The sequence below is a fragment of the Buchnera aphidicola (Chaitoregma tattakana) genome (genome assembly GCF_039370165.1).
Taxonomy (GTDB): domain Bacteria; phylum Pseudomonadota; class Gammaproteobacteria; order Enterobacterales; family Enterobacteriaceae; genus Buchnera_G; species Buchnera_G aphidicola_F.
Map to the genome: position 1 here is coordinate 395,940 of NZ_CP134991.1, position 23,525 is coordinate 419,464.

A 23,525-nucleotide genomic window follows, 5' to 3' on the forward strand; every position below is an offset into this window, starting at 1 on the left:
TTAGTAACAATTTATAGTAAATTTTAAAAAAAATAGTTAACTATTTTTTTTAAAATTTTTTAAAATCTTAAAAATTTTATCTTTAGATTTCTTGTTATTTTCAAAATACAAAAAATTCAAATTTTTCCAAGATCTTATCCAAGTCATTTGTTTTTTGACTAATTTTTTAGTTAAAAAAAATATCTCATTAAACATTTGATCATATGTAATTTTTTCATTTATAAAATTCCACATTTGAGAATATCCTATACAATTCATAGCTTGAGATTTTACATGTAAAACATTGTTTTTAAATAATTCATAAACTTCTTTTTCAAAACCTAAATTTATCATTTTCTGCAAGCGATAAAATATTCTATTATATAAAAATTTCTTTTCAATAGGAACAATAACAAATTGTAATACTGTATATTTAAACCTTTTTTTCTTAAAAAAACTACTTTTTTTCTTTCCAGAAGTATAATAAACTTCTAATGCTCTAGACAATCTATATATATCATTTATATTTATTTTACTAGCGCTGCAAGGATCTATTTTAGATAATTTTTTATGAAGAAGTATTCTATTATTTTTAGCACATAAAGTAATCCTTTTAGAGAGATTTACATTCTTCTTTGGTAAATTTATTAATCCCTCTAATAATATTTTATAATATAACATAGTGCCACCAACCAATAAAGGCACTTTATTAGATAGAAATGCCTGCTTTATTTCTCTTAACGCATCGGAATAAAAATCTGCTACGGAATAACATTCATTAGGATATTTAATATCTACTAGCTTATGAGGATATTTTTTCAATTCATTTATAGTAGGTTTTGCAGTTCCTATATTCATCTTTTTATAAACTAAAGAAGAATCAACACTAATTATTTGTGAATTTATACTATTATGAATATCCATCGCCAAAGAAGTTTTTCCGCAACATGTAGGGCCCATCAAAAAAATAACTACTTTATTATTCTCTATCATAAAACTATTTTGATGAAACTATATATAAAACATGTAATAAATCTTTCACACTACTTAGAAATGGAAACATATAAAAACTTACCTTTATTTTTTTTTCCTAATATATGTATAACATATTATATAAAATTTTAAAATACTTTTTATTCTTTCCAGCTATTGTAATAATTTAATAAGCCATTTGTAGAACTATCATATTTATAATCTTTATGATTATTCATCTTCAAAACATTATATATATCATTAGATAGTGTTTTACCAAGTTCTACTCCCCATTGATCAAAACTAAATATATTTAAAATTATTCCTTGAACAAAAACTTTATGTTCATACATAGCAACTAGAATTCCTAAACTAATAGGATCTAATTTTTTAAACATAATAGAATTAGAAGGAATATTACCATAAAATTTTTTATAAAATTTATCACAATGTTTTTTTATATTTTCTTTATTTCTGTAAAATGGATCACAATTTCCGAAAAATAATGACTTAGTTTGTGCAAAAAAATTAGATAACAAAATTATATTATGTTTCTCAAATTTTTTATCATAGCCATTCACAAAAGCGACAAAATCACAAGGAACTAATCTGGTACCTTGGTGCAATAGTTGAAAAAAAGAATGCTGACAATTAGTACCAGTACCCCCCCATATTATTTGACTAGTGTTATATGTAATTCTCTTTCCATTTCTATCACAATTTTTGCCATTAGACTCCATATTTAACTGTTGTATGTAACTAGTAAATTTGTTAAGTCTATTACTATATGTCAAAATTACTTCTGTAGCAGAATTAAAAAAGAAATTATACCAAAAACTTATTAATGCCAATATTATAGGTATATTTTTATTAATTTTTTTTTTATAAAAATGATTATCCATTTTATTGGCTCCCTCTAAAAATTTAAAAAAATTCTTATGCCCAATAGACAACATTATTGACAAACCTACTGATGACCATACTGAATATCTTCCTCCTACCCAACTAAAAATTTTAAATATATTTTTTTTACATATACCAAAATTAATAGAATTCTTCACATTATTTGAAATAGCAAAAAAATGCTTATTAATAAAATTTTTATTATTAAATTTTTTTATAAAACATTTTTTTATACTATTAGCATTAACAATAGTTTCAGTAGTAGTAAAAGTTTTAGAAACTATTAAAAATAATGAAGTTTCTAGATTTATTTTATCTAACACATCTTTTAAATTAGTATTATCTATATTAGATATATAATGTATATTTAAATGATTTTTATAATCTTTCAAAGCATTGTTAATCATTTGCGGACCCAATTCCGATCCTCCTATTCCTATATTTACAATATCAGTTATTTTTTTATTAGTGCATCCTTTCCATATACCATTTATTACTTTTATAGAAAAATTTTTCATCTTATCAAAACATTTTTTTATTTCTAACTCTGTATTTTTATCTTTTAAAAAACCATTTTTGTTTTTATAGTTTCGCAAAGATACATGTAAAACAGAATTATTTTCAGTTTCATTTATTTTACTACCAGAAAACATCTTTTTTATTTCTTGTACAATTCCTATTTCTTCAGCTAGTTTGAAAAGAATATTCATAGCTCGACTATCAATAATGTTTTTAGAATAATCAAATATCATCTTATCTAAAAAGTTTATAGAAAATTCTTTAAACCTATTTTTATTAGAAGTAAATAAATTTCTAACATCACAATTTTTTAGTTTTAAAAATCTATTTTGTAAATTTTTCCAACTTTTAACATCTTTAAAATTTTTATATTTCATATATTATATTTATTTTAGTAAAAGAAATAATTATATTATATTTCATATAATATAAGTTTATGAACATATTTTTTAAAAAAATATCATTTAATAAAATGAATAATAATATAGTAAAAGTTATGAACAAAAATAAACTAATATGGATAGATTTAGAAATGACAGGATTAGACCCAGAAAAAGATTTTATATTAGAGATAGGTATAATTATAACAGATAAACAACTAAAAGAAACAAAATCACAAATTTCTATTCCTATATATCAAAAACCTAAAATTTTAAATAAAATGAATGAGTGGAGTAAAAAAATACATAAAAAAAATGGATTAATAAAAAAATCAAAAAACAGCAAATATAATGAAGCGCTAGCAGAAAGAAAAATAATAAAATTTATAAAAAAAACTGTTGAAAAAAAACAGTCACCAATGTGTGGAAGTTCTAATTTCATAGACAAACTGTTTCTAAAAAAATTTATGCCAGATTTGTTAGATTATTTTCACTATAGATCAATAGATGTAAGCTCTATAAAAGAATTATCAAAAATATGGAATAAAAACGTATATAAAAAATTTAAAAAACACAAAAACCATACTGTAATAGAGGATATAAAAAATTCTATAAGAGAACTTATACATTATAAAAAACACTTTTTAAAATGTGATTAAACTTTTGTTAAAAAAAATAAAAACTTGTCTAAAAAAAATTATTAATATATAATCTATATAATAAGGCGGGAATAGCTCAGATGGTTAGAGTGCAACCTTGCCAAGGTTGAGGTCGCGAGTTCAAATCTCGTTTCCCGCTATATAAAAATATAATTTTTTTTGAATAATATTTTTTTAATATAAAATATTATAAGAAATAAATAATAGTCTAAATTAATATTTTAAAAAAATGATATTATTAATTAGTTTAAAAATTTTTAAATTTTTTATTAAATCTTTCTATTCTACCACTAGTATCAACAACACGTTGTTTCCCAGTAAAAAATGGATGACAAACACCACATATGTCCAAATTAATAGATTCTTTATTTATAGTAGAAAAAAAATTAATGATATTACCACATGAACAAGTAGCTACTGTTTTTTTATAATTTGGGTGTATATTTTTTTTCACGTTTGTAAAACCTTTTTTTAAAATAAATAAAACATATTACACAATAAAAAATTAATATATTTTACATATAACTACATATTATAAAATATACTAATATATATTAAACATTACATATAACAATACTATTATAAAAATAATAAATTATAAACAGAAAATTTGTCTTTTTTTTGTTAATAAGATTAAAAAAATTAGTAATACTAGCATATGTAAAATTAATATACAATTAATATTAAAATAATATAAAAAAATAATAATATATTTTATAAAAAAACATAAGAAAATTCTTAACATATTAAAACACATCCAAGGAAGTTTATGACAACTATATTAAGCATTAGATTAAAAAAAAAAGTAGTAATAGGGGGAGATGGGCAAGCTACTTTAGGAAACACAGTAATTAAAAGTAATGTTAAAAAAGTAAGAAATTTATACAATAAAAAAGTGATAGCAGGATTTGCAGGTGGTACAGCTGATGCATTCACATTATTTGACTTATTTGAAAAAAAGTTAGCTGTACATCAAGGTCAATTGCAAAGGTCAGCAATAGAATTAGCTAAAGATTGGAGAACAGATAAAATACTAAGAAAATTAGAAGCATTACTAGCTGTAGCAGACAAAACTACATCATTAATAATAACTGGAAATGGAGATGTAATACAACCAGAAAATGACTTAATTGCTATAGGATCCGGAGGACCATATGCTCAGGCATCAGCTCAAGCTCTGTTAAAACATTCTAATTTAACTGCAAGAGAAATCGTAAAAGAATCTTTAAAAATATCATCAAACATTTGTATTTATACAAATCAAATTTTTACAATAAAAGAACTACTTTCAGAAAAATAAGGATCTAAATATGTCAGAAATGACTCCAAAAGATGTAGTCAATGAATTAAATAAATTTATAATAGGACAAAATAAAGCAAAAAAAGCAGTAGCTATTGCGTTACGAAATAGATGGAGAAGAATGCAACTAGACAAAGAATTAAGACGAGAAATTACACCAAAAAATATACTTATGATAGGTCCAACAGGAGTTGGAAAAACAGAAATTGCCAGAAGACTAGCCAAACTAGCAAAATCTCCATTTATAAAAATCGAAGCTACAAAATTTACTGAAGTAGGATATGTAGGAAAAGAAGTAGATTCTATAATAAGAGATCTAACAGATTCAGCTATGAAAATAGTAAGAATGCAAATAATAGAAAAAAATAAAAAAAAAGTAAGAGAAATAGCAGAAGAAAAAATATTAGCTGTATTAGTACCAACAGTACAAAATAATTGGGGAATACAAGATACTAGTCAAAGACCATTAGCTACAATACAATCATTTAGAAAAAAATTAAGAGAAGGAAAATTAGATGACAAAGAAATAGAAATAAATGTTTCAGTAACTCCACTAGGAGTAGAAATTATGGCGCCTCCGGGAATGGAAGATTTAACAAATCAACTCCAATCAATATTCCAAAATTTAGGTAGCAATAAAAAAAGAGCTAGAAAATTAAAAATAAAAGATGCTATGAAAATATTAATAGAAGAAGAAGCGTCAAAATTAATTAATCCTGAAGAAATAAAAAAAAAAGCTATAAATGCAGTAGAACAAAATGGGATAGTATTTATTGATGAAATAGATAAAATTTGTAAAAGAAGCGGTATGAGTTCAGGGCCTGACATTTCTAGAGAAGGAGTACAAAGAGATCTATTACCACTAGTAGAAGGATGCACAGTATCTACTAAATATGGAACTGTAAAAACAGATCACATATTATTTATTGCATCAGGGGCTTTTCAGGTATCTACTCCTTCAGATTTAATACCAGAATTGCAAGGAAGATTGCCAATAAGAGTAGAACTAAAATCTTTAACAATAGAAGACTTCGAAAGAATATTAACAGAACCTAGTTCTTCTATAACTATACAATATCAAGCTCTAATGCGTACAGAAGGAATAGAAATAAACTTTACTAAAGAAGGGATTAGATGCATTGCTGAGGCAGCATGGAAAGTCAATGAATCTATGGAAAATATAGGCGCAAGAAGATTACACACAGTATTAGAAAAATTAATGGAAGATATTTCGTTTAATGCAAATGATAATAAAAATACTATAATAAAAATCGACAAAAAATATGTGGAAAAACATTTAGATAAATTTATATCTAACGAAGATCTTAGTAAATTTGTATTATAAAGTTTATAAAATATAATTTTTTCTTATCTTAGAAAGAATCTGAGATAAGAAAATTTTTTTTTTAAATAAAAAAACTCTAAAAAAACATGTATAAAGAAAATTACATAAAATATAATATTAATAATATTAAAAAAAATATCACTTCAAATTATAAAAAAAATTTATTATTATATAATAATAAGTTTATACAATAAAATTATACAGAGATAAAAATGACAAAATGGATAGATGCTCGTGTTATTGAAGTAAAAAAATGGAAATATCCATTATTCAGTTTAATTCTACACGCAAAAATATCACCATTTATAGCAGGTCAATTTGCTAAAATAGTAATATTTAAAAACGAAAAAAAAATACAAAGAGCATACTCTTATGTAAATTCACCAAAAGATAAAAATTTAGAATTTTATATAGCATGTATTAAAAATGGAAAAATTACAAATGCATTATATAAACTAATGCCTGGTAATAATATTGTTATAAGTAAAAAATCTTTTGGATTTTTTACATTAAAAGAAGTTCCACAAACAGAAAATTTATGGATGATATCTACAGGAACAGCTATTGGTCCATATTTATCTATGTTACAAGATGGAGGAAAAGAAATAAAAAAATTTAAAAAAATAATATTAATACATGCAGTACGATATATAAATCAATTAAATTATTTAAATGTAATAAATAAGATAAAACTTCAATATGGAAGTAAATTTATATTCCAAAAAATAGTCAGTAGAGAAAAAAATAAGGAATGTTTATTTGGTAGAATACCTAAATTATTGTTAAATAATGAAATAGAAAAAAAAATACATGTAAAAATTAATTCTAATAACACACATATTATGCTATGTGGAAATCCATCAATGTTAAAAAATACATATAAAGTATTAAAAGAAAAATATGATCTTCAAAAAAATTTAAGAAGAAGAAAAGGACACATAACTATGGAAAATTATTGGTAATATTTTTATAAAAATATTATTAATATAAAACTAACAATTATGTATAGAAAATGGTAATATATCAAAAATATTGCTACTTTTTAATTTTAACATTATAATTCTATCTATTCCAACTGATACCCCGGAACATTCTGGGATTCCCTTAGATAAAGCATCTAAAAAAAATTTATCTAATTTAATCTTTTTTAAACCCATCTTATTTCTTAAAATATTTTCATTTTTAAACCTTTGTTCTTGTTCTTTTCTATCTGTTAACTCTTGAAAACCATTAGCTAATTCTATACCTTTAAAAAAAATTTCAAATCTATTTGATGTCCTTTTATCATATTTATTTAAAGAAGATAATAAAGCTTGATCTGCCGGAAAATGATAAATAAAAATTGGTCTTTTTTTACCTAACTTTTTCTCTATTCCTATCATAAACAATATTTCCAATAAATCTTTTTTATTTAATAAGTTGTTATTTTTTATCAAATTATAATGATTTAAAAATATTATCTTATTCACTAAATCATCTTTATTAGATGTTAATGGATCAATTTTTAAAAACTTTATAAAAATTTTTCTATAAGAAATCATATCAGATTTCTGGAAGTTTAAAATATTTTGAAAAAAAACATCTATAAATTTCATTAATTCAAACATATTATATTTAACCATATATAATTCAAGCATAGTAAATTCAGGATTATGACATGAGCTATATGCTTCATTTCTAAAGCTATGACATATTTGAAAAATAGATCCTATTTTTAATGACAACAACCTTTTCATATGATATTCAGGACTAGACGTCAACCATAAATTTATATTATTATTAGTTTTAATATCATAGTAAGAAGTTTTAAAACACTTGATATAACAATCTGTAACTGTATGTCTAGAAAGCAACGGAGTATCTACTTCTAAAATATCTATTTCATTAAAAAATTTTCTAATTTTAAAAATTATTTTAGATCTATAAATTAAATTTGTTTTTTTAATTTTTGAATTTAAAATATTATACATATAAGTTTTAAAACATTTAATAAAAAAAATTACATTATAAGTTTACAAAACGAAAAGCATCGTTTTGTAAACTTTTTCAACAGATTAGTAAACTATTTTTATAAAAATTATAAAAAAGATCTTATTTATTTTACAAAAAATAAATTTCTAATTATTGGATTAGTAATTTTAGAAACAACTATATTAGTTTTCATTCCATATGCATCTATAGTTGGTTTATTTACTAAAACTCCATTATAATAAGTATTAGATGGTCTTGATTTAGCAATACTACATATGTCTATTTCAAAACTATTTTCATTAATTCTATTTACTTTATAAGAAATTTTAGGAGCATTAAATGTATATTTTAAAATATCTGGATATTGTCCAGCTACTCCAAAAAATGATTTTGCTAACACTCCTTCTTGAGAAAAACATGATACTAATTTTCTATCTGACAAATTAGGTAACATTTTTTTAAACTTTCTTAAAATAACTTTAGGATTTTTATCTGATGTTATAGAATGCCCATTAATAGACATGTCTACATGACCTAATTCAAGCATAAAAAATTTATTTAAATTATCTTTCGGTGTTTTGTTCAAAAATTTAAAATTATCTTGTATATCTCTTCCAAATTTTACTAATGAAAAAGATTCATTAGCATCATTTAATAATCTCCATTTATTTTTATTTTCATCTACTTCTTCTATTCTATGACCTGATTCTATATCAGCAGCTTTTTTTACGCTTTCACAACATCTGTTGTGTAAAGGTACTTTCATATTTACTACTTTAGCATCATGTCTATAAATAACTTTTTTTTCTAATTTTGGAGCAATTGCTTTAATATTTTCTTGTCTAATCTTGTTTTGAAAAGCACGTTCTCTTTGTAAAAAATTTAAATTATTAACTTTTGGTCTGTTATTATTTTCATCAACTTTTTTTACATCTGCAGTCACACTAAATTTCATGTGTCTAACATTTTTATCAATATTTAAATTTATTCTTTTAGAATTATATATTTTAGTAGTTTTATTATAATCTGAAGAAAAAGAAGTATATGAAACTTTTGCTGCAGTTTGTACTTGTTTATCATACACTTTTTTAAAATCTTCTAAACCTGGTAAAACATCAGATATAATGTCATTATCTGCAAGATCATTTTTAACATTATCAATTTTAGAATTCTTATATTTTAATAATGAAGATAAAAAAGTAACTTTGTTTTTATCTTGATCATAACATAATCTAAAACTAGATGTTTCAGGGCCATTTTTAATATATTTAATTGTTTGATACTTATCAATAGTTAACACACTATTTTTATTTGCACGATTTTTATTTTTTTTATTTGATAATTTAGCAAAACAATTTTTATCTAATTTTTTACTATATTTTTTATAATTTAACTTTTTGGAAGTAAAAGGTTTTCTTTCTGGTATTAGCGTAATTACTGTACTAACTTCTGGTTTTTTAAATGAATCAACTTTATAATCTTGAATCATGTTTACTTCATTTTCTTTAAGAATATTTTTAGAATCAACATTTATAACACGTTTTACAGATGTTGTTTCACTTATTTTACAAATATATGACATAATGTTATGCCTTAAATGCGTATTCTATAATTTTCATTTAATTAAATTTTTTATATTTAGTCAAGCAATTTATTTAATAAAATTTAAATTTTTTTAAATTTATATTTTTTCTATTTAAAAAATGTAACAAATACATTTATTAAAATGTAACACTTTAAATTTTTTATAATATAAACTTTTTAATAAAAACTTTTTAAATTTATAACTCCATCAAAAACGTGAATAGCACTACCAGATAAAATAACCCGTTTTAAATTTTTTTTACAAAAAATATTGAGTTTTCCACCCAATAAGTTAACTAATACATTCTCATTCAAAATACTGTTTTTAACACCTATTACAACAGATGCACAAGCTCCGCTGCCACAAGCTTTAGTTTCCCCTACACCTCTTTCATATGTTCTCACATAAATTTCGTTTCTAGAAATTATTTCTACAAAATTTACATTTACTCCACATGGAAATAAACTATTTTTTTCAAAAAATGTTCCAATAGTTTTGACATTAGCATAATGAATTCTATCAACAAAAATAACACAATGTGGATTACCTAAAGATACAATAAAATATTGTATTTTAATATTACCAATGTGTGCATAATATCCATATTTAGAATATTTTCTTAAAAAAGGAATTTTATTAGGATCAAAAATAGGATTAGATAGTTTTACAGAAATACAATCTGTATCTATGTCATTTAAATAAATCTTTTGATTCTTAGTCATCACATACAAATTTTTCTTAGTAGAAATTTTTTTTATATTAATAAATTTTCCAAAACATCTTACACCATTTATACATTGAAAGACCTCAGATCCATTAGAATTAAAAATTCTACAAAAAAAATCTACTTTATTAATAACACTTTTTTCTACTATAATTAATTGATCACAACCAATACCAGTATTTCTATTTGACAAATTTCTTACCAATGTCTCTGTAAAAAATATATTGTTATCTAAATTATTAAATATTATAAAATCATTTCCTAAACCATGCATTTTAGAAAAATTAGTTAATTGCATAAAATTTTTATTTATAAAAAATAGTTAATATACTTTTTTTTTTATAAGACCATTTTATAAAACTAAGATATTATTTTTAAACGATATTTTACTAAAAAATAAATTATAAACTAATCGGCGGAAGAGGATTTGAACCTCTGACCTACTGGTCCCAAACCAGTTGCGCTACCAAGCTGCGCTATCCGCCGTTAAAAATATTTTTTAATATTTTTGAAGATATATTTTTTATGGGGTGATTAATGGGATTCGAACCCATGACCACTGAAACCACAATCCAGGGCTCTACCAACTGAGCTATAATCACCAAATTGTATATTAAAATAATATTAAAATAATATAAATATATATAAATAATATATTATAAATAAAGTTAAAAAAAATAAAACTTTTAAATTTATTAAAATACATAAAATTTATAAAAATAACATTTTTTTTACATTATTTATACAAATATATTCTAATTATATTATATAAAAAAAATATTTCAATAAAATACTTAAAAAAATAGTGCTAAAATAAAAAAAATATAATTTTTTAAGATAAAATTAAATAAACATAATATTTAAAATTTATGATCTTTTCATCATTTCAAAAAAATCATTATTCGTTTTAGTCATAGATAATTTAGTGATCAAAAATTCCATAGCATCAATTTCACTCATAGGATGTATAATCTTTCTTAAAATCCACATTTTTTTTAGTTCTTCTTTAGAAGTTAATAATTCTTCTTTTCTGGTTCCAGATCGGTTGTAATCTATAGCTGGAAAAACTCTTTTTTCTGCAATTTTTCTAGATAATGGCAACTCCATGTTACCTGTACCTTTAAACTCTTCATATATAACTTCATCCATTTTAGATCCAGTATCTATTAAAGCAGTTGCAATTATAGTTAAACTACCTCCTTCTTCTACGTTTCTAGCAGCTCCAAAAAATCTTTTTGGTCTATGTAATGCATTAGCATCAACACCTCCAGTTAAAACTTTTCCTGAAGCTGGCACAACAGTATTATATGCTCTAGCTAACCTAGTTATAGAGTCTAATAAAACTACTACATCTTTCTTGTGTTCAACTAAACGTTTGGCTTTCTCTATAACCATTTCTGATACTTGTACATGCCTAGAAGCAGGTTCGTCAAAAGTAGATGCTACTACCTCACCGTTCACTAGCCTTTGCATTTCTGTAACTTCTTCTGGTCTTTCATCAATTAATAACACCATTAATACACAGTCTGTATAATTATGAGCTATACTTTGTGCTATATTTTGCAATAGCATAGTTTTTCCAGCTTTAGGCGGTGCAACTATAAGACCTCTTTGTCCTCTTCCTATAGGAGAAGACAAATCTAATACTCTAGCTGTGATATCTTCTGTAGAACCATTACCTCTTTCCATTCTAAGTCTAGAATTAGCATGCAATGGAGTTAAATTTTCAAATAGAATTTTACTTCTAGAACTTTCAGGCTTATCATAATTAACTTCATTAACCTTTAATAAAGCAAAATACCTTTCACCTTCTTTTGGCGGTCTAATTTTTCCAGCTATTGTATCCCCTGTCCTTAAATTAAATCTTCTAATTTGACTAGGAGAAACATATATATCATCTGGTCCGGCTAAATAAGAACTGTCAGAAGACCTTAAAAATCCAAAACCATCTTGTAATATTTCTAATACTCCATTACCAAATATATCTTCTCCTCCTTTTGAGTGTTGTTTTAATATTGAAAAAATAATATCTTGTTTTCGCATTCTTGCTAAATTTTCTAGCCCCATTTTTTCACCGAGAATAATGAGTTCAGAAACCGGGTTGTTTTTTAGTTCGGTAAGATTCATTGTATTTTATATTCTTAGTAATATGGGATTAAAATCTTTTAATGATTATTAAAAGAAATAACAATTTATATTAATGAAATAAAATATAAATTAATAAAAATTATATTTAATTACTATTAAGATCATATTTAACTTAAATTATATTATATTTTATATACATAAACCAGCGGTTTTGAGAAATAAAACCGCTTTTTTTTTAGTTTAAAACTATTTAATATGATCAGTTAATAAAATCTTTAATTGATTTTTTGAAATAGATCCAATTAAAGTTTTTTTTATTATACCATTACTGAATAATATTAATGTAGGTATACTTTTTATAGAATATTTCTTTGGTATATGATTATTATTTTCAACATTCATTTTTGCAATTTGCAGTTTATGTTTATATTCTTTTGCTAAATCTTCTAAAATAGGTGTTAACATTTTACATGGATTACACCATTCAGCCCAAAAGTCTACTAATACAACACATTTTTTTTCTATAACATTTTTTGTAAAATTGTTATCATTTAATTCAATTATTTCATTATATGACATAATTATATCTCTGAATAAAAAGTATAAAAAATTTTAATATAAATTTATTTTTTTAAAATATTTATATCCACTGTAAATCTTTTTTCGGTAATTCTTGTATAAACCTACTTGGTGTGGTAAAAATTTTTTCACCAAACTTTTTTCTAGTTTTAGAAAATGTTAAAGTCAATTGTTCTTTTGCTCTAGTTATACCTACATATATTAATCTTCTTTCTTCATCTATATCATTTGTAGCTATACTAGAATAATGCGGCAAAATACCTTCTTCCATTCCAATTATAAAAACAAAAGGAAATTCTAAACCTTTTGCAGAATGCAATGTCATTAGATTTACAAAATTTTTTTTTTTAAAACTATCTGTTGTGCTATCATCTTCCACTAAAAGCTTTTCTATCACTTGTTGAAAAAGTAACTTATAATTATGTGCTTTATTTTTACAAAAATCTTTAACCCAAGATAAAAAAATTTTTAAATTTTTTATACAAAAGTTCAATTTTTCTAGATTAGAATGTTTTTTTTTCATCCAACTTAAATAGTTAGTATCTTTAACAATTTTGTATAAGACTTTATCTGGAAAATAGTTAGAAAAATCTAATATTTCATTAAACCAAATAATAAATTTTTCTAAGTTATTAATACTATTTTTACTAAGCATTTTAAAATTTTTTTTATCTAAACAAAACTTAAACAAACTTATTTTATTTTTTTTTGCTGATTTCTTTAATTTAGATAATGTAATTTTTCCTATTTTTCTATTAGGAGTGTTTATAATTTGCAAAAAAGAAAAGTCATTATCTGGATTAATGATCAGTTTTAAATAATTTAACAAATTTTTTATTTCATATATTTTAAACAATGATACATTAGAAAATATTTTATATGGAACAGATCGTATTAATAGAATTTTTTCTAAAATTTTAGATTGTTGATTATTTCTATATAAAATAGCAAAATCATTATAGTTTTTATTATTTAAGTTATGATATTTTAATATTTCATCTACAACTCTATTACATTCGTCAAATTCGTTTTTAGCAGATATTACTTTTATAAATTCTCCATATTTGAAACTAGAAAACAACTTTTTTGTAAATAAATGAGAATTATTTGAAATTAAATTATTAGCAACATTAAGAATTCTTCCTGATGATCTATAATTATGTTCTAGCTTTATAACTTTAATTTTTGGATAATCGTTACTTAGAAAAAAAAAATTTTTAGGATTTGCTCCCCTCCATGAATAAATAGACTGATCATCATCTCCAACTAAAGTAAAATTTTTAGAATTATTTAATAATTTTATTAATTTATATTGTACGAGATTAGTATCTTGATATTCATCTACTAACAAATATTTTATTTTTTTTCTAAAATAGTTTCTTAAACTAATATTTTTTTTTAAAATTAATACAGGCAAAAATACTAGGTCATCAAAATCTAAAATATTAAAACTTCTCAAATATTTTTCATAAGTTTCATAACAATTTGCAAAAACATAATCTAAAGAATTTGTTGCCATTTTTTTTGCATAATTATAACTTATAAATTCATTTTTACACTTTGATATAAAAGATGATAATCTTTTTAATAAACTTAAATTATTTTTTAAAAAATTTTTAGTAATATCTTTTAAAATAGAATTCTGTTCAGATTTATCAAATATAGAAAAATTTGATTTAATATAAAGATTACTATTATCAAGTTTTAAAATTTTTATTCCTAGAGAATGAAAAGTAGATATATTTAACAAACGTGTTTTACATCTCCCTAAAATACATCTAATCCTACTTTTCATTTCATTAGCTGCTTTATTTGTAAAAGTCAATGCAAAAATATTTTTTGCGTTTATTCCATGTTTTTCAATTAAATAAATAATTTTATTAATTATTACTCTAGTTTTTCCAGAACCAGCCCCAGCAATTACCAAACATGGATCTGATATGAATTCAACAGCACATTTTTGTATATTATTTAATAACATGAATTTTTTTTTTACTTTTTTAAAAAAAAATGGAACATTTTTGAAATGTACAAAATACTTTTATGTCCAATTTAAAACTAAAATTTCTAAGCAAAATCATTTAAAAGAAATAGTTTTCATATTTTTCATATATCTTCTTAACTTGTTACCAACTATTTCTATTCCATGCTCTCTTATTTCTTTATTTATATTATGTAGTTTTATATTATCTATATAAAATTTACTATTTCGAGAATTAAATAGTTTAGTGCTATCTATTTTATCAATAAAATTTTTTAAAATTGGGATAGCCTTATTAGAAAAAATATAATTTCCATATTCTGCAGTATCCGAAATAACTAAATTCATTTCATATAACTTTCTTCTAGATAATGTATTAGCTATAAGTGGAATTTCATGTAAAGATTCATAATAAGCTGATTCTTTACAAATACCTGACTCTAACATTATTTCATATGATAATTCGATCCCAGCTTTTAACATAGCTACCATAAAAATACAATTCTCAAAATATTCATCTTCTGGAATTTTTTTATCAGAAGAATTAGCATTTTCAAATTTACAATCATTATAATTTCTTCTAAAACTAATTAAATTTCTATCATTATTATTCCAATCCTCAATCATGTTTTTAGAAAAATCTCCAGAAATTATATTATCCATATGTTTTATAAATAAAGGCTTCAAAATAATTTTTAATTTATTGGAAATATTATAAGCCTTTATTTTAGATGTATTAGACATTCTGTCAAACATTAGAGTTATACCTCCATGTTTTAAAGACTCAGTTATAACTTCCCACCCATGTTGAACTAATTTACATGCAAAATCTTCATTAAAATTTTCATCAATTAACTTATTATAATATACTATAGACCCTGATTGCAGCATTCCACATAAAATTGTTTGTTCTCCCATTAAATCAGATTTTACTTCTGCTGAAAAAGATGATTCTAACACTCCAGCTTTATGACTACCTATTCCATATGCCCATGCCTTAGCATAAGATAAACCTAATTTTTTGCAATCATTATTTGAATGTACAGATATTAAAGTAGGAACCCCAAACCCTCTTTTATATTCTTCTCTAACTTCCGTTCCTGGACATTTTGGGGCTACCATAATCACAGTAATATCACGTCTAATTTTTTGTCCATATTCTATAATATTAAATCCATGAGAATATCCTAAAATAGAATTAAGTTTCATTAACTTTTCTATTTTTTCTATAACCTTAGAATGTTGCTTGTCAGGAGTTAAATTTATTACTAAATCAGCATATGGTATTAAGTCTTGATATGTTCCTATATTAAAATTGTTTCTATAAGCGTTCTGCCAAGATGTATTTTTAGCTTTTATAGAAGAATTTCTAAGAGCAAAAGAAACATTCAAACCAGAATCTCTCAAATTTAAGCCTTGATTTAATCCTTGAGAACCGCATCCTATAATAACTATATTTTTATTAACTAAAACGTTAGACTTTTTCGAAAATTCTATTTTTTTCATCAACCTACATTTTTTCAATTCTTTTAATTTTTGCCTAAAATTTAAAGTATTAAAATAATTTTTCATGCAATCTCCATAATATTTTATAAAAAAATACAATATTACATATATTTTAACATACACTTACCATTGCCTTATTCATCTCTAAATATTTTTTATATCTCTATAAGCTCCTTTATCAGCGCTAGACGCAAAATAAGAATATATTTTTAATGAATCAGAAATGTTTCTATTTCTTAAAATAGGAGTATAAGAATTTTTACCTCTAGATTTTTGAAACAATTGTCTTTTCTTCATTTCCTTTTCTGAAATTTTTAAAGAAATTGTTCTTTTAATAATGTTTATATAAATAATGTCATTATCTTTTACTAAAGCAATTTCACCTTTATCAGCTGCCTCAGGTGATATATGTCCAATAGACAACCCGGAAGTTCCTCCAGAAAATCTTCCATCTGTAATTAAAGCACAATGTTTATCTAAACCTACAGACTTTAAATAAGAAGTAGGATATAACATTTCTTGCATTCCAGGACCTCCCTTAGGACCCTCATATCTTATTAATACAACATCACCCTTTAAAATTTCACCTTTTAATATTGCATCAACTGCATCTTCTTGACTTTCATAAACTTTAGCTGGTCCTGAAAAAATTAAACTATTCTTATTCACTCCAGCTGTTTTTACTACACATCCGCGTCTAGCTATATTTCCATACAAAATTGCAATACCTCCATCATTGGAATAAGAATATTTTATTGACCTTATGCAACCATTTTTTCTATCTGTATCTAAAACATCCCATCTAAAAGACTGTGAAAAAGGAACAGTAGTTTTTAAGCCTTTTGGTCCTGATTTAAACATATTTATTATATTTATATCACTTGATATCATAATATCATATTGTAATATAATTTCTTTTAAAGTATGTCCTAAAAAATTTACAGTTTCTAAATTGAGAAAATTACCTCTATACAATTCTCCTAACAATCCTGAAACTCCTCCTGCTCTATGAAAATCTTCGATATAATAATTTTTAGAATTAGGAGAAATCCTGCAAATATAAGGAATTTTCTTGGATAAAAAATCAATGTCAGAAATATCAAATTTAATATTTCCTTCTCTAGCAATTGCTAATAAGTGTAGTATAGTATTGGTTGAGCCGCCCATTGCTATATCTAGACACATTGCGTTATATAAAGATTTTCTGTTTATTAAACTGCGAGGGAGAACTTTAATGTCACCATGTTTATAAAATTTCTTAGCAATTTTTACTATATATTTACCAGCAGAAACAAATAACTTTTTTCTATCCACATGAGTGGCTAATAAGGTTCCATTTCCAGGAAAAGATATACCTAAAACTTCAGTTAAACAATTCATAGAATTAGCTGTAAACATACCAGAACAAGAACCACAAGTAGGGCAAGCATTCTTTTCTATCATATTAGATAAATCATTTTTATAATTGCTATAACTTGTTACTATAGCATCAACTAAATCTATTTTTTTTATCTTACCATCAACATTTATTCTACCAGATTCCATTGGACCGCCTGAAACAAATATAGTTGGTATATTTAGTCTTATAGAAGCTAGTAACATACCAGGAGTAATCTTATCACAGTTAGATATACAAACCATTGCATCAACACAATGTGCATTCACTACATATTCTATAGAATCTGCAATAATTTCTCTAGAAGGTAAAGAATATAACATTCCAGAGTGACCCATTGCAATACCATCATCTATAGCAATAGTATTAAATTCTTTACCTACTCCACCATGAAAATTTATTTCTTTTACAACTAATTTACCTAAATTTCTTAAATGAATATGTCCAGGTACAAATTCAGTAAAAGAATTTACTACTGCAATAATAGGCTTTTTAAAATCTTCATCTTTCATTCCAGTAGCTCTCCAAAGAGATCTTGAACCAGAAGAATGTTTACCTTGTGTAGTAGTAGAAGATCTATAAGGTATCATTTTATTATCCTTTTTTAATATTTTTATATACTAAAAATATTTGAGAAAAAACTCATTGACTAGTTTAATGAATTTAAACAAAAAATTATGATTATCATATAAAAATTTATTAAAAATATGAATAAAAAAATATAAAAAACTTTTACAGGGGAGGAGGGATTTGAACCCCCAGCATCCGGTTTTGGAGACCGACACTCTACCAAGTTGAGTTACACCCCTAAAAAATATACTAATTTTTTTAATAAAAAAAAACATTAGTTTTTTTGAAAACACAAATTTTTATTCTTAATAAAAAACTACATGATAATATAATACTATTAAAAAAAATTATAGTCTATATATTTTATAAAATAGATTCTTAAAATAAAATTTATTTTTTTTAAAAAAATATTTTATAACAAAAAAAACAAAAAAATGAAAATACCTATTTACTTAGACTATGCAGCTACTACTCCTGTAGATAAAAATGTTGCAAAAATTATGTCAAAATATTTAACACAAAATGAAAATTTTGGGAATGCAGCATCTAGATCTCATAAATTTGGATGGATTGCAGAAGAAGCAGTAGACATAGCTAGAGAACAAATATCTATTTTAATACACTCAGATCCAAAAGAAATAATATTTACATCAGGCGCAACAGAATCAATAAATTTAGCAATAAAAGGTATAGCAAAATTTTATAAAAATAGAGGAAATCATATTATAACAAGTAAAACAGAACATAAAGCTGTACTAGACACATGTAGATATTTAGAAGAAGAAGGATGCGAAATAACATATATAAAACCAAAAAAAAATGGAATAATAAGATCTAAAGACATAATAAAAAACATAAAAAAAAACACTATATTAGTGTCTATCATGCACGTTAATAATGAGACTGGAATAATACAAAATATAAAAAAAATTAGTGAAATATGTAAAAATGCAAAAATTTTTTTTCATGTAGATGCTACACAAAGTGTTGGAAAAATAGAAATAAACTTGAAAGAAACTAAAATAGATTTAATGTCCTTTTCAGCTCATAAAATATATGGACCTAAAGGAATCGGGGCCCTGTTTATAAGAAAAAAACCAAGAGTAAGAATATCACCTCAAATACATGGTGGAGGACATGAAAGAGGAATGCGTTCAGGCACACTTCCAGTACATCAAATTGTTGGAATGGGAGAAGCATTTAAAATTTCTAAAAAAAAAATAAAGTCAGAATATAAAATGTTAACAAATTTACGAAATTTACTATGGAATAAAATAAAAAATATAGAAGAAATATACTTAAATAGTGAACTAAAAAATACATCTCCACATATATTAAATGTAAGTTTCAACTATATAGAAGGTGAATCAATTATTATGGCTCTAAAAGATATAGCAATATCGTCTGGGTCTGCGTGCACATCTGCAAGTTTGGAGCCATCATATGTACTAAAAGCAATGGGCATACAAACGGAACTAGCACATAGCTCAATAAGATTTTCTTTTGGAAGATTTACAACAAAAAAAGAAATAAACTATGCAAGTAAAATTATACATTGTTCAGTTAATAAACTAAGAGAACTATCCCCTTTATGGGAAATGTTTAAAAAGGGTATAAATATAGAAAAAATAAACTGGAAAAATAATAATTTATAAATAATTTAAAATTAACAAAGAGGTTTTGCAAAATGTCTTATAGTAAAAAAGTAATTGAACATTATGAAAATCCAAGAAATGTAGGATCATTTTCTGAAAAAAAAAAAAATGTAGGAACCAGTCTAGTAGGAGCTCCTGCATGTGGAGACGTAATGAAATTACAAATAAAAGTTAACAACAAAGGAGTTATAGAAGATGCATGTTTCAAAACATATGGATGTGGATCAGCAATTGCATCTAGCTCTTTAATGACTGAATGGATAAAAGGAAAAACATTGGCGCAAGCAAAAAAAATAAAAAATACAAAAATAGTGAAAGAACTAAGTTTGCCTCCAGTGAAAATACACTGCTCAGTATTAGCTGAAGAAGCAATAAAAACAGCAATTTTAGACTATAAAAATAAACAAAAAAAATAATTCTAAAAAAAACGGTTTTGTGCTGAACTGCATAGTTCAGCACTATTAACATTTAGGAAAGATATGAACTATTTTAAACTATTTAATATAGAAGAAAAATTTAAAATAAATTATAAAACTTTATCAAAAGAATTTTATAAATTACAAATAAAATTTCATCCTGATAAAAATATTAAACAATCAAAAAATATAAAAAATTTTATTCAAAAGTCTATTATAATAAATAATGCATATAATATTCTAAAAAATCCGATAAAAAGAGCTGAATATATTATAAGAAAAAACTATTCAAAAAAAACAAACAAATATCATATATATGATCATAAATTTTTGTTATATTATTTTAATCTAAATAATAAAATAGAAGAAACTAATAAAAAGTTTAATAATAAAAAAAAACTTAAAAAAATTTTGAAAGAAATAAAAAAAAATAAATTAAAATATTATGAAAAAATAAACATATATATAAAAAAAAAACAATGGAAAAAATCTGAAAAAATTTTAATAAAATTAAAATTTCTTCAAAAAATTTTAAATAAATACTTATAATAATAAGGAAGATTTATGCCCTACATTGTGTTTTTACCACATAAAATAATATTACCTAATGGAGCCAAAATCATAGCAAAAACTGGAGATACAATATTAGATTCTGCACTAAAAAATAATATAAAAATTGAACATGCATGTGAAAAATCATGTGCTTGCACAACATGCCATTGCATTATAAAAAAAGGTTTTACTTCTCTTTCAAAATGTTTAGAAAAAGAAGAAGACACTTTAGACAAAGCATGGCAAGTTGAAGAAAAAAGTAGATTATCTTGTCAAGCTAAAATAGGAAAAAAAAATATTATAGTAAAGATACCAAATTATTCAACAAACTATAATAAATAAATAAAATAAAATGATAAAAATATTTTAAATATATGGATTATCATTTTTTTTAAAAAAAATTTTCAAAGTTATTCCTTTTAATTTTAAATGTTTTATAAAACTATTAACCAAATATTTTTTATAAGAAGACAATAATCCTTCAACTCTATTACCATGAATTAATATTCTAAATGGAACGTTAGAAATTAAGTTAGCATATTTTAATCTTATTTTTTTCTTATTAAATAATGGAGGTTTGTGTTTACTAACTATAATATTTAATATATTAGTTAAAATAGATGGAGTATAATCTTTTTTAGCTAATTTATTAATATTATCTATAGCTTTAAATATAGAAAATAAATTTATTTTTTTTTTAGCAGAAATAAAAAAATAATCTACATTAATAATTTTTTTTAAAAAATTCTTTAAATTATATCTAAAATCTCTCTTTTTATTTTTATTTAATAGGTCCCACTTATTTATAACAATAAAAACAAATTTTTCTAATGAAATAATAAAGTGTATTAAACTTATATCTTGAAAAGATATTTTTATAGTAGAATCAACAATAAACATAACTATATAACTATTTTTAATAGCACGTATAGCAATTTTTGAAGACAAATACTCTTTTTTAGATACATTTTTATTAGACCTTCTGGATCCGGCTGTATCTATAAAAACATATTTTTTGTTTCTATAAAAAAATGAAACTTCAGTACTATCAGTTGTAGTTCCTGGTAAATTATCTGTTATTAAACGATCTTTATTCAACAATGAATTTATAAAAGTAGATTTACCAACATTAGGCTTGCCTAAAATGGAAATTTTTATAGTATCATTACAAGATCTTTTTATAATAGTATTATTATTTAATAAACAAAAATTTTTTAGATGTTTTTTACAATCAAAAAGAAAATTATTTTTTTTTAAAAATGGAGTTATATGATCATAAAGCAATTTTTTTACTCCAGATATATTATTACAAGAAGTAAAAAAAATATTTTTAAATCCCAAAGAATAAAACTCTAAATTATTACTAGAAAAATTAAAGTTTTCTGACTTATTTACTATTAAAAACACATCTTTTCCAGATTTTCGTAAAATATTAGCAATATTTATATCTAATGATGTAATTCCATCACAAGCATTTATAACAAATAACAATAAATTAGATTTAAAAATATAACAAAATATATTTTTATTAATTTTATGTTCTAAACTAGATCCACTAAATTCTCTTATACCAGCAGTGTCAGAAATCAAAATACACATGCTATTGTTACGTAGGCAAGCTACATTAGAATCCACTGAAAAATTTTTATAATTAGTAGTAGTAGAAATGTTCCTATTTAAAAATATATTGAACAAAGAAGATTTTCCAACATTAGTTCTTCCTATCAAGCTTACATATTTACCAAACATAAAAAAACCAATATAAAAATGAAACAATAACATATTTAACCATAAAATTATATTTTTTATCAAATTAAATATTATCTTTTTTATTATTATATTAATTATTTAACTAATATATAATACTTTAATTAAATATTATCTTTTTTATTATTATATTAATTATTTAACTAATATATAATACTTTAATTAAATATTATCTTTTTTATTATTATATTAATTATTTAACTAATATATAATACTTTAATTAAATATTATCTTTTTTATTATTATATTAATTATTTAACTAATATATAATACTTTAATTAAATATTATCTTTTTTATTATTATATTAATTATTTAACTAATATATAATACTTTAATTAAATATTATCTTTTTTATTATTATATTAATTATTTAACTAATATATAATACTTTAATTAAATATTATCTTTTTTATTATTATATTAATTATTTAACTAATATATAATACTTTAATTAAATATTATCTTTTTTATTATTATATTAATCATGTAATTAATATTTAATAAAAGTTGCTTTCAAATTATAATCTCTTTTGTAGATATGTTTTAATACTTTAGTTAAATATATATTTAGTTAAAATATTATTATTAAATTAATATATTGCTATATATTTTTTTATATATTTTTATAATTTTAATATATTTTTTTTTGAATATGTTTGGAAATAGGACATTTATGT

20 protein-coding genes and 4 tRNA genes are annotated in these 23,525 nt (G+C 22.7%); 9 read left to right on the forward strand and 15 right to left on the reverse strand.

Annotation, left to right across the window (positions count from 1 at the left end; genetic code table 11):
* Positions 1-36: 36 nt before the first annotated feature.
* Complete coding sequence (miaA, locus tag RJI84_RS01950; RefSeq protein ID WP_343189069.1) at positions 37-972, reverse strand: tRNA (adenosine(37)-N6)-dimethylallyltransferase MiaA; 936 nt, start codon at positions 970-972, stop codon at positions 37-39.
* A gap of 140 nt (positions 973-1,112) precedes the next feature.
* Positions 1,113-2,750, reverse strand: coding sequence for a glucose-6-phosphate isomerase (gene pgi / locus RJI84_RS01955; protein ID WP_343189070.1), 1,638 nt, complete (start codon positions 2,748-2,750; stop codon positions 1,113-1,115).
* A 119-nt stretch (positions 2,751-2,869) separates the two neighbouring features.
* Here pgi and orn point away from each other — a divergent pair, with 119 nt between their 5' ends.
* A complete protein-coding gene (orn, locus tag RJI84_RS01960; protein WP_343189071.1) occupies positions 2,870-3,412 on the forward strand; it encodes an oligoribonuclease in 543 nt (180 codons plus the stop codon).
* 65 nt (positions 3,413-3,477) lie between these two features.
* A tRNA-Gly gene (locus RJI84_RS01965) sits at positions 3,478-3,551 on the forward strand.
* Positions 3,552-3,659: 108 nt separating this feature from the next.
* On the opposite strand, the gene rpmE is transcribed toward RJI84_RS01965, so the two are convergent.
* Positions 3,660-3,866, reverse strand: coding sequence for a 50S ribosomal protein L31 (gene rpmE / locus RJI84_RS01970; RefSeq protein WP_343189072.1), 207 nt, complete (start codon positions 3,864-3,866; stop codon positions 3,660-3,662).
* Between the two features lie 315 nt (positions 3,867-4,181).
* Here rpmE and hslV point away from each other — a divergent pair, with 315 nt between their 5' ends.
* The 3 genes from hslV (at position 4,182) to RJI84_RS01985 (ending at position 7,019) form a co-directional block, all read left to right on the forward strand.
* Complete coding sequence (hslV, locus tag RJI84_RS01975) at positions 4,182-4,712, forward strand: ATP-dependent protease subunit HslV (RefSeq protein WP_343189073.1); 531 nt, start codon at positions 4,182-4,184, stop codon at positions 4,710-4,712.
* A gap of 10 nt (positions 4,713-4,722) precedes the next feature.
* Positions 4,723-6,057, forward strand: a complete 1,335-nt coding sequence (gene hslU, locus RJI84_RS01980; RefSeq protein WP_343189074.1) for an HslU--HslV peptidase ATPase subunit — start codon at positions 4,723-4,725, stop codon at positions 6,055-6,057.
* 212 nt (positions 6,058-6,269) lie between these two features.
* Positions 6,270-7,019 (forward strand): FAD-binding oxidoreductase, encoded by a 750-nt coding sequence (locus tag RJI84_RS01985; protein ID WP_343189075.1) that lies wholly within the window; start codon positions 6,270-6,272, stop codon positions 7,017-7,019.
* 30 nt (positions 7,020-7,049) lie between these two features.
* Here the strand turns inward: RJI84_RS01985 and epmA are convergent, their stop codons facing one another.
* From epmA to RJI84_RS02040, 11 genes are all read right to left on the reverse strand, one after another.
* Complete coding sequence (gene epmA, locus RJI84_RS01990) at positions 7,050-8,027, reverse strand: elongation factor P--(R)-beta-lysine ligase (protein ID WP_343189076.1); 978 nt, start codon at positions 8,025-8,027, stop codon at positions 7,050-7,052.
* A gap of 125 nt (positions 8,028-8,152) precedes the next feature.
* Positions 8,153-9,610 carry a hypothetical protein gene (locus tag RJI84_RS01995; RefSeq protein WP_343189077.1) on the reverse strand — a complete coding sequence of 486 codons (1,458 nt, stop codon included), beginning with the start codon at positions 9,608-9,610 and terminating at the stop codon, positions 8,153-8,155.
* Between the two features lie 179 nt (positions 9,611-9,789).
* Positions 9,790-10,635, reverse strand: a complete 846-nt coding sequence (gene dapF, locus RJI84_RS02000) for a diaminopimelate epimerase (RefSeq protein ID WP_343189078.1) — start codon at positions 10,633-10,635, stop codon at positions 9,790-9,792.
* A 114-nt stretch (positions 10,636-10,749) separates the two neighbouring features.
* Positions 10,750-10,823: transfer RNA gene (locus RJI84_RS02005), tRNA-Pro, on the reverse strand.
* A gap of 40 nt (positions 10,824-10,863) precedes the next feature.
* A tRNA-His gene (locus RJI84_RS02010) sits at positions 10,864-10,939 on the reverse strand.
* Between the two features lie 265 nt (positions 10,940-11,204).
* Positions 11,205-12,464 (reverse strand): transcription termination factor Rho, encoded by a 1,260-nt coding sequence (gene rho / locus RJI84_RS02015; protein ID WP_343189079.1) that lies wholly within the window; start codon positions 12,462-12,464, stop codon positions 11,205-11,207.
* 207 nt (positions 12,465-12,671) lie between these two features.
* Entirely contained in the window at positions 12,672-13,004 is a 333-nt protein-coding gene (trxA, locus tag RJI84_RS02020; protein ID WP_343189080.1) for a thioredoxin, read from the reverse strand.
* 61 nt (positions 13,005-13,065) lie between these two features.
* Positions 13,066-14,985 carry a UvrD-helicase domain-containing protein gene (locus tag RJI84_RS02025; RefSeq protein ID WP_343189081.1) on the reverse strand — a complete coding sequence of 640 codons (1,920 nt, stop codon included), beginning with the start codon at positions 14,983-14,985 and terminating at the stop codon, positions 13,066-13,068.
* A gap of 96 nt (positions 14,986-15,081) precedes the next feature.
* Positions 15,082-16,557: a ketol-acid reductoisomerase gene (ilvC, locus tag RJI84_RS02030; RefSeq protein WP_343189082.1), complete on the reverse strand. Its 1,476-nt coding sequence runs from the start codon at positions 16,555-16,557 to the stop codon at positions 15,082-15,084.
* Positions 16,558-16,635: 78 nt separating this feature from the next.
* The gene (gene ilvD / locus RJI84_RS02035; RefSeq protein WP_343189083.1) at positions 16,636-18,477 is read right to left on the reverse strand and encodes a dihydroxy-acid dehydratase; all 1,842 of its coding nucleotides are present in this window, start codon (positions 18,475-18,477) and stop codon (positions 16,636-16,638) included.
* Positions 18,478-18,622: 145 nt separating this feature from the next.
* Positions 18,623-18,696, reverse strand: a tRNA-Trp gene (locus tag RJI84_RS02040).
* Between the two features lie 195 nt (positions 18,697-18,891).
* Between RJI84_RS02040 and RJI84_RS02045 the strand changes: the two genes are divergently transcribed.
* The 4 genes from RJI84_RS02045 to fdx all read left to right on the forward strand — a co-directional run bounded on the left by RJI84_RS02045 (position 18,892) and on the right by fdx (position 21,422).
* Positions 18,892-20,112, forward strand: coding sequence for an IscS subfamily cysteine desulfurase (locus RJI84_RS02045; protein ID WP_343189084.1), 1,221 nt, complete (start codon positions 18,892-18,894; stop codon positions 20,110-20,112).
* Positions 20,113-20,144: 32 nt separating this feature from the next.
* Complete coding sequence (gene iscU, locus RJI84_RS02050; protein WP_343189085.1) at positions 20,145-20,528, forward strand: Fe-S cluster assembly scaffold IscU; 384 nt, start codon at positions 20,145-20,147, stop codon at positions 20,526-20,528.
* A 63-nt stretch (positions 20,529-20,591) separates the two neighbouring features.
* Positions 20,592-21,077 carry a Fe-S protein assembly co-chaperone HscB gene (gene hscB / locus RJI84_RS02055; protein ID WP_343189086.1) on the forward strand — a complete coding sequence of 162 codons (486 nt, stop codon included), beginning with the start codon at positions 20,592-20,594 and terminating at the stop codon, positions 21,075-21,077.
* A gap of 15 nt (positions 21,078-21,092) precedes the next feature.
* Positions 21,093-21,422 carry an ISC system 2Fe-2S type ferredoxin gene (gene fdx, locus RJI84_RS02060; protein ID WP_343189087.1) on the forward strand — a complete coding sequence of 110 codons (330 nt, stop codon included), beginning with the start codon at positions 21,093-21,095 and terminating at the stop codon, positions 21,420-21,422.
* 24 nt (positions 21,423-21,446) lie between these two features.
* Here the strand turns inward: fdx and der are convergent, their stop codons facing one another.
* A complete protein-coding gene (gene der, locus RJI84_RS02065; protein WP_343189088.1) occupies positions 21,447-22,829 on the reverse strand; it encodes a ribosome biogenesis GTPase Der in 1,383 nt (460 codons plus the stop codon).
* Positions 22,830-23,525: the final 696 nt, after the last annotated feature.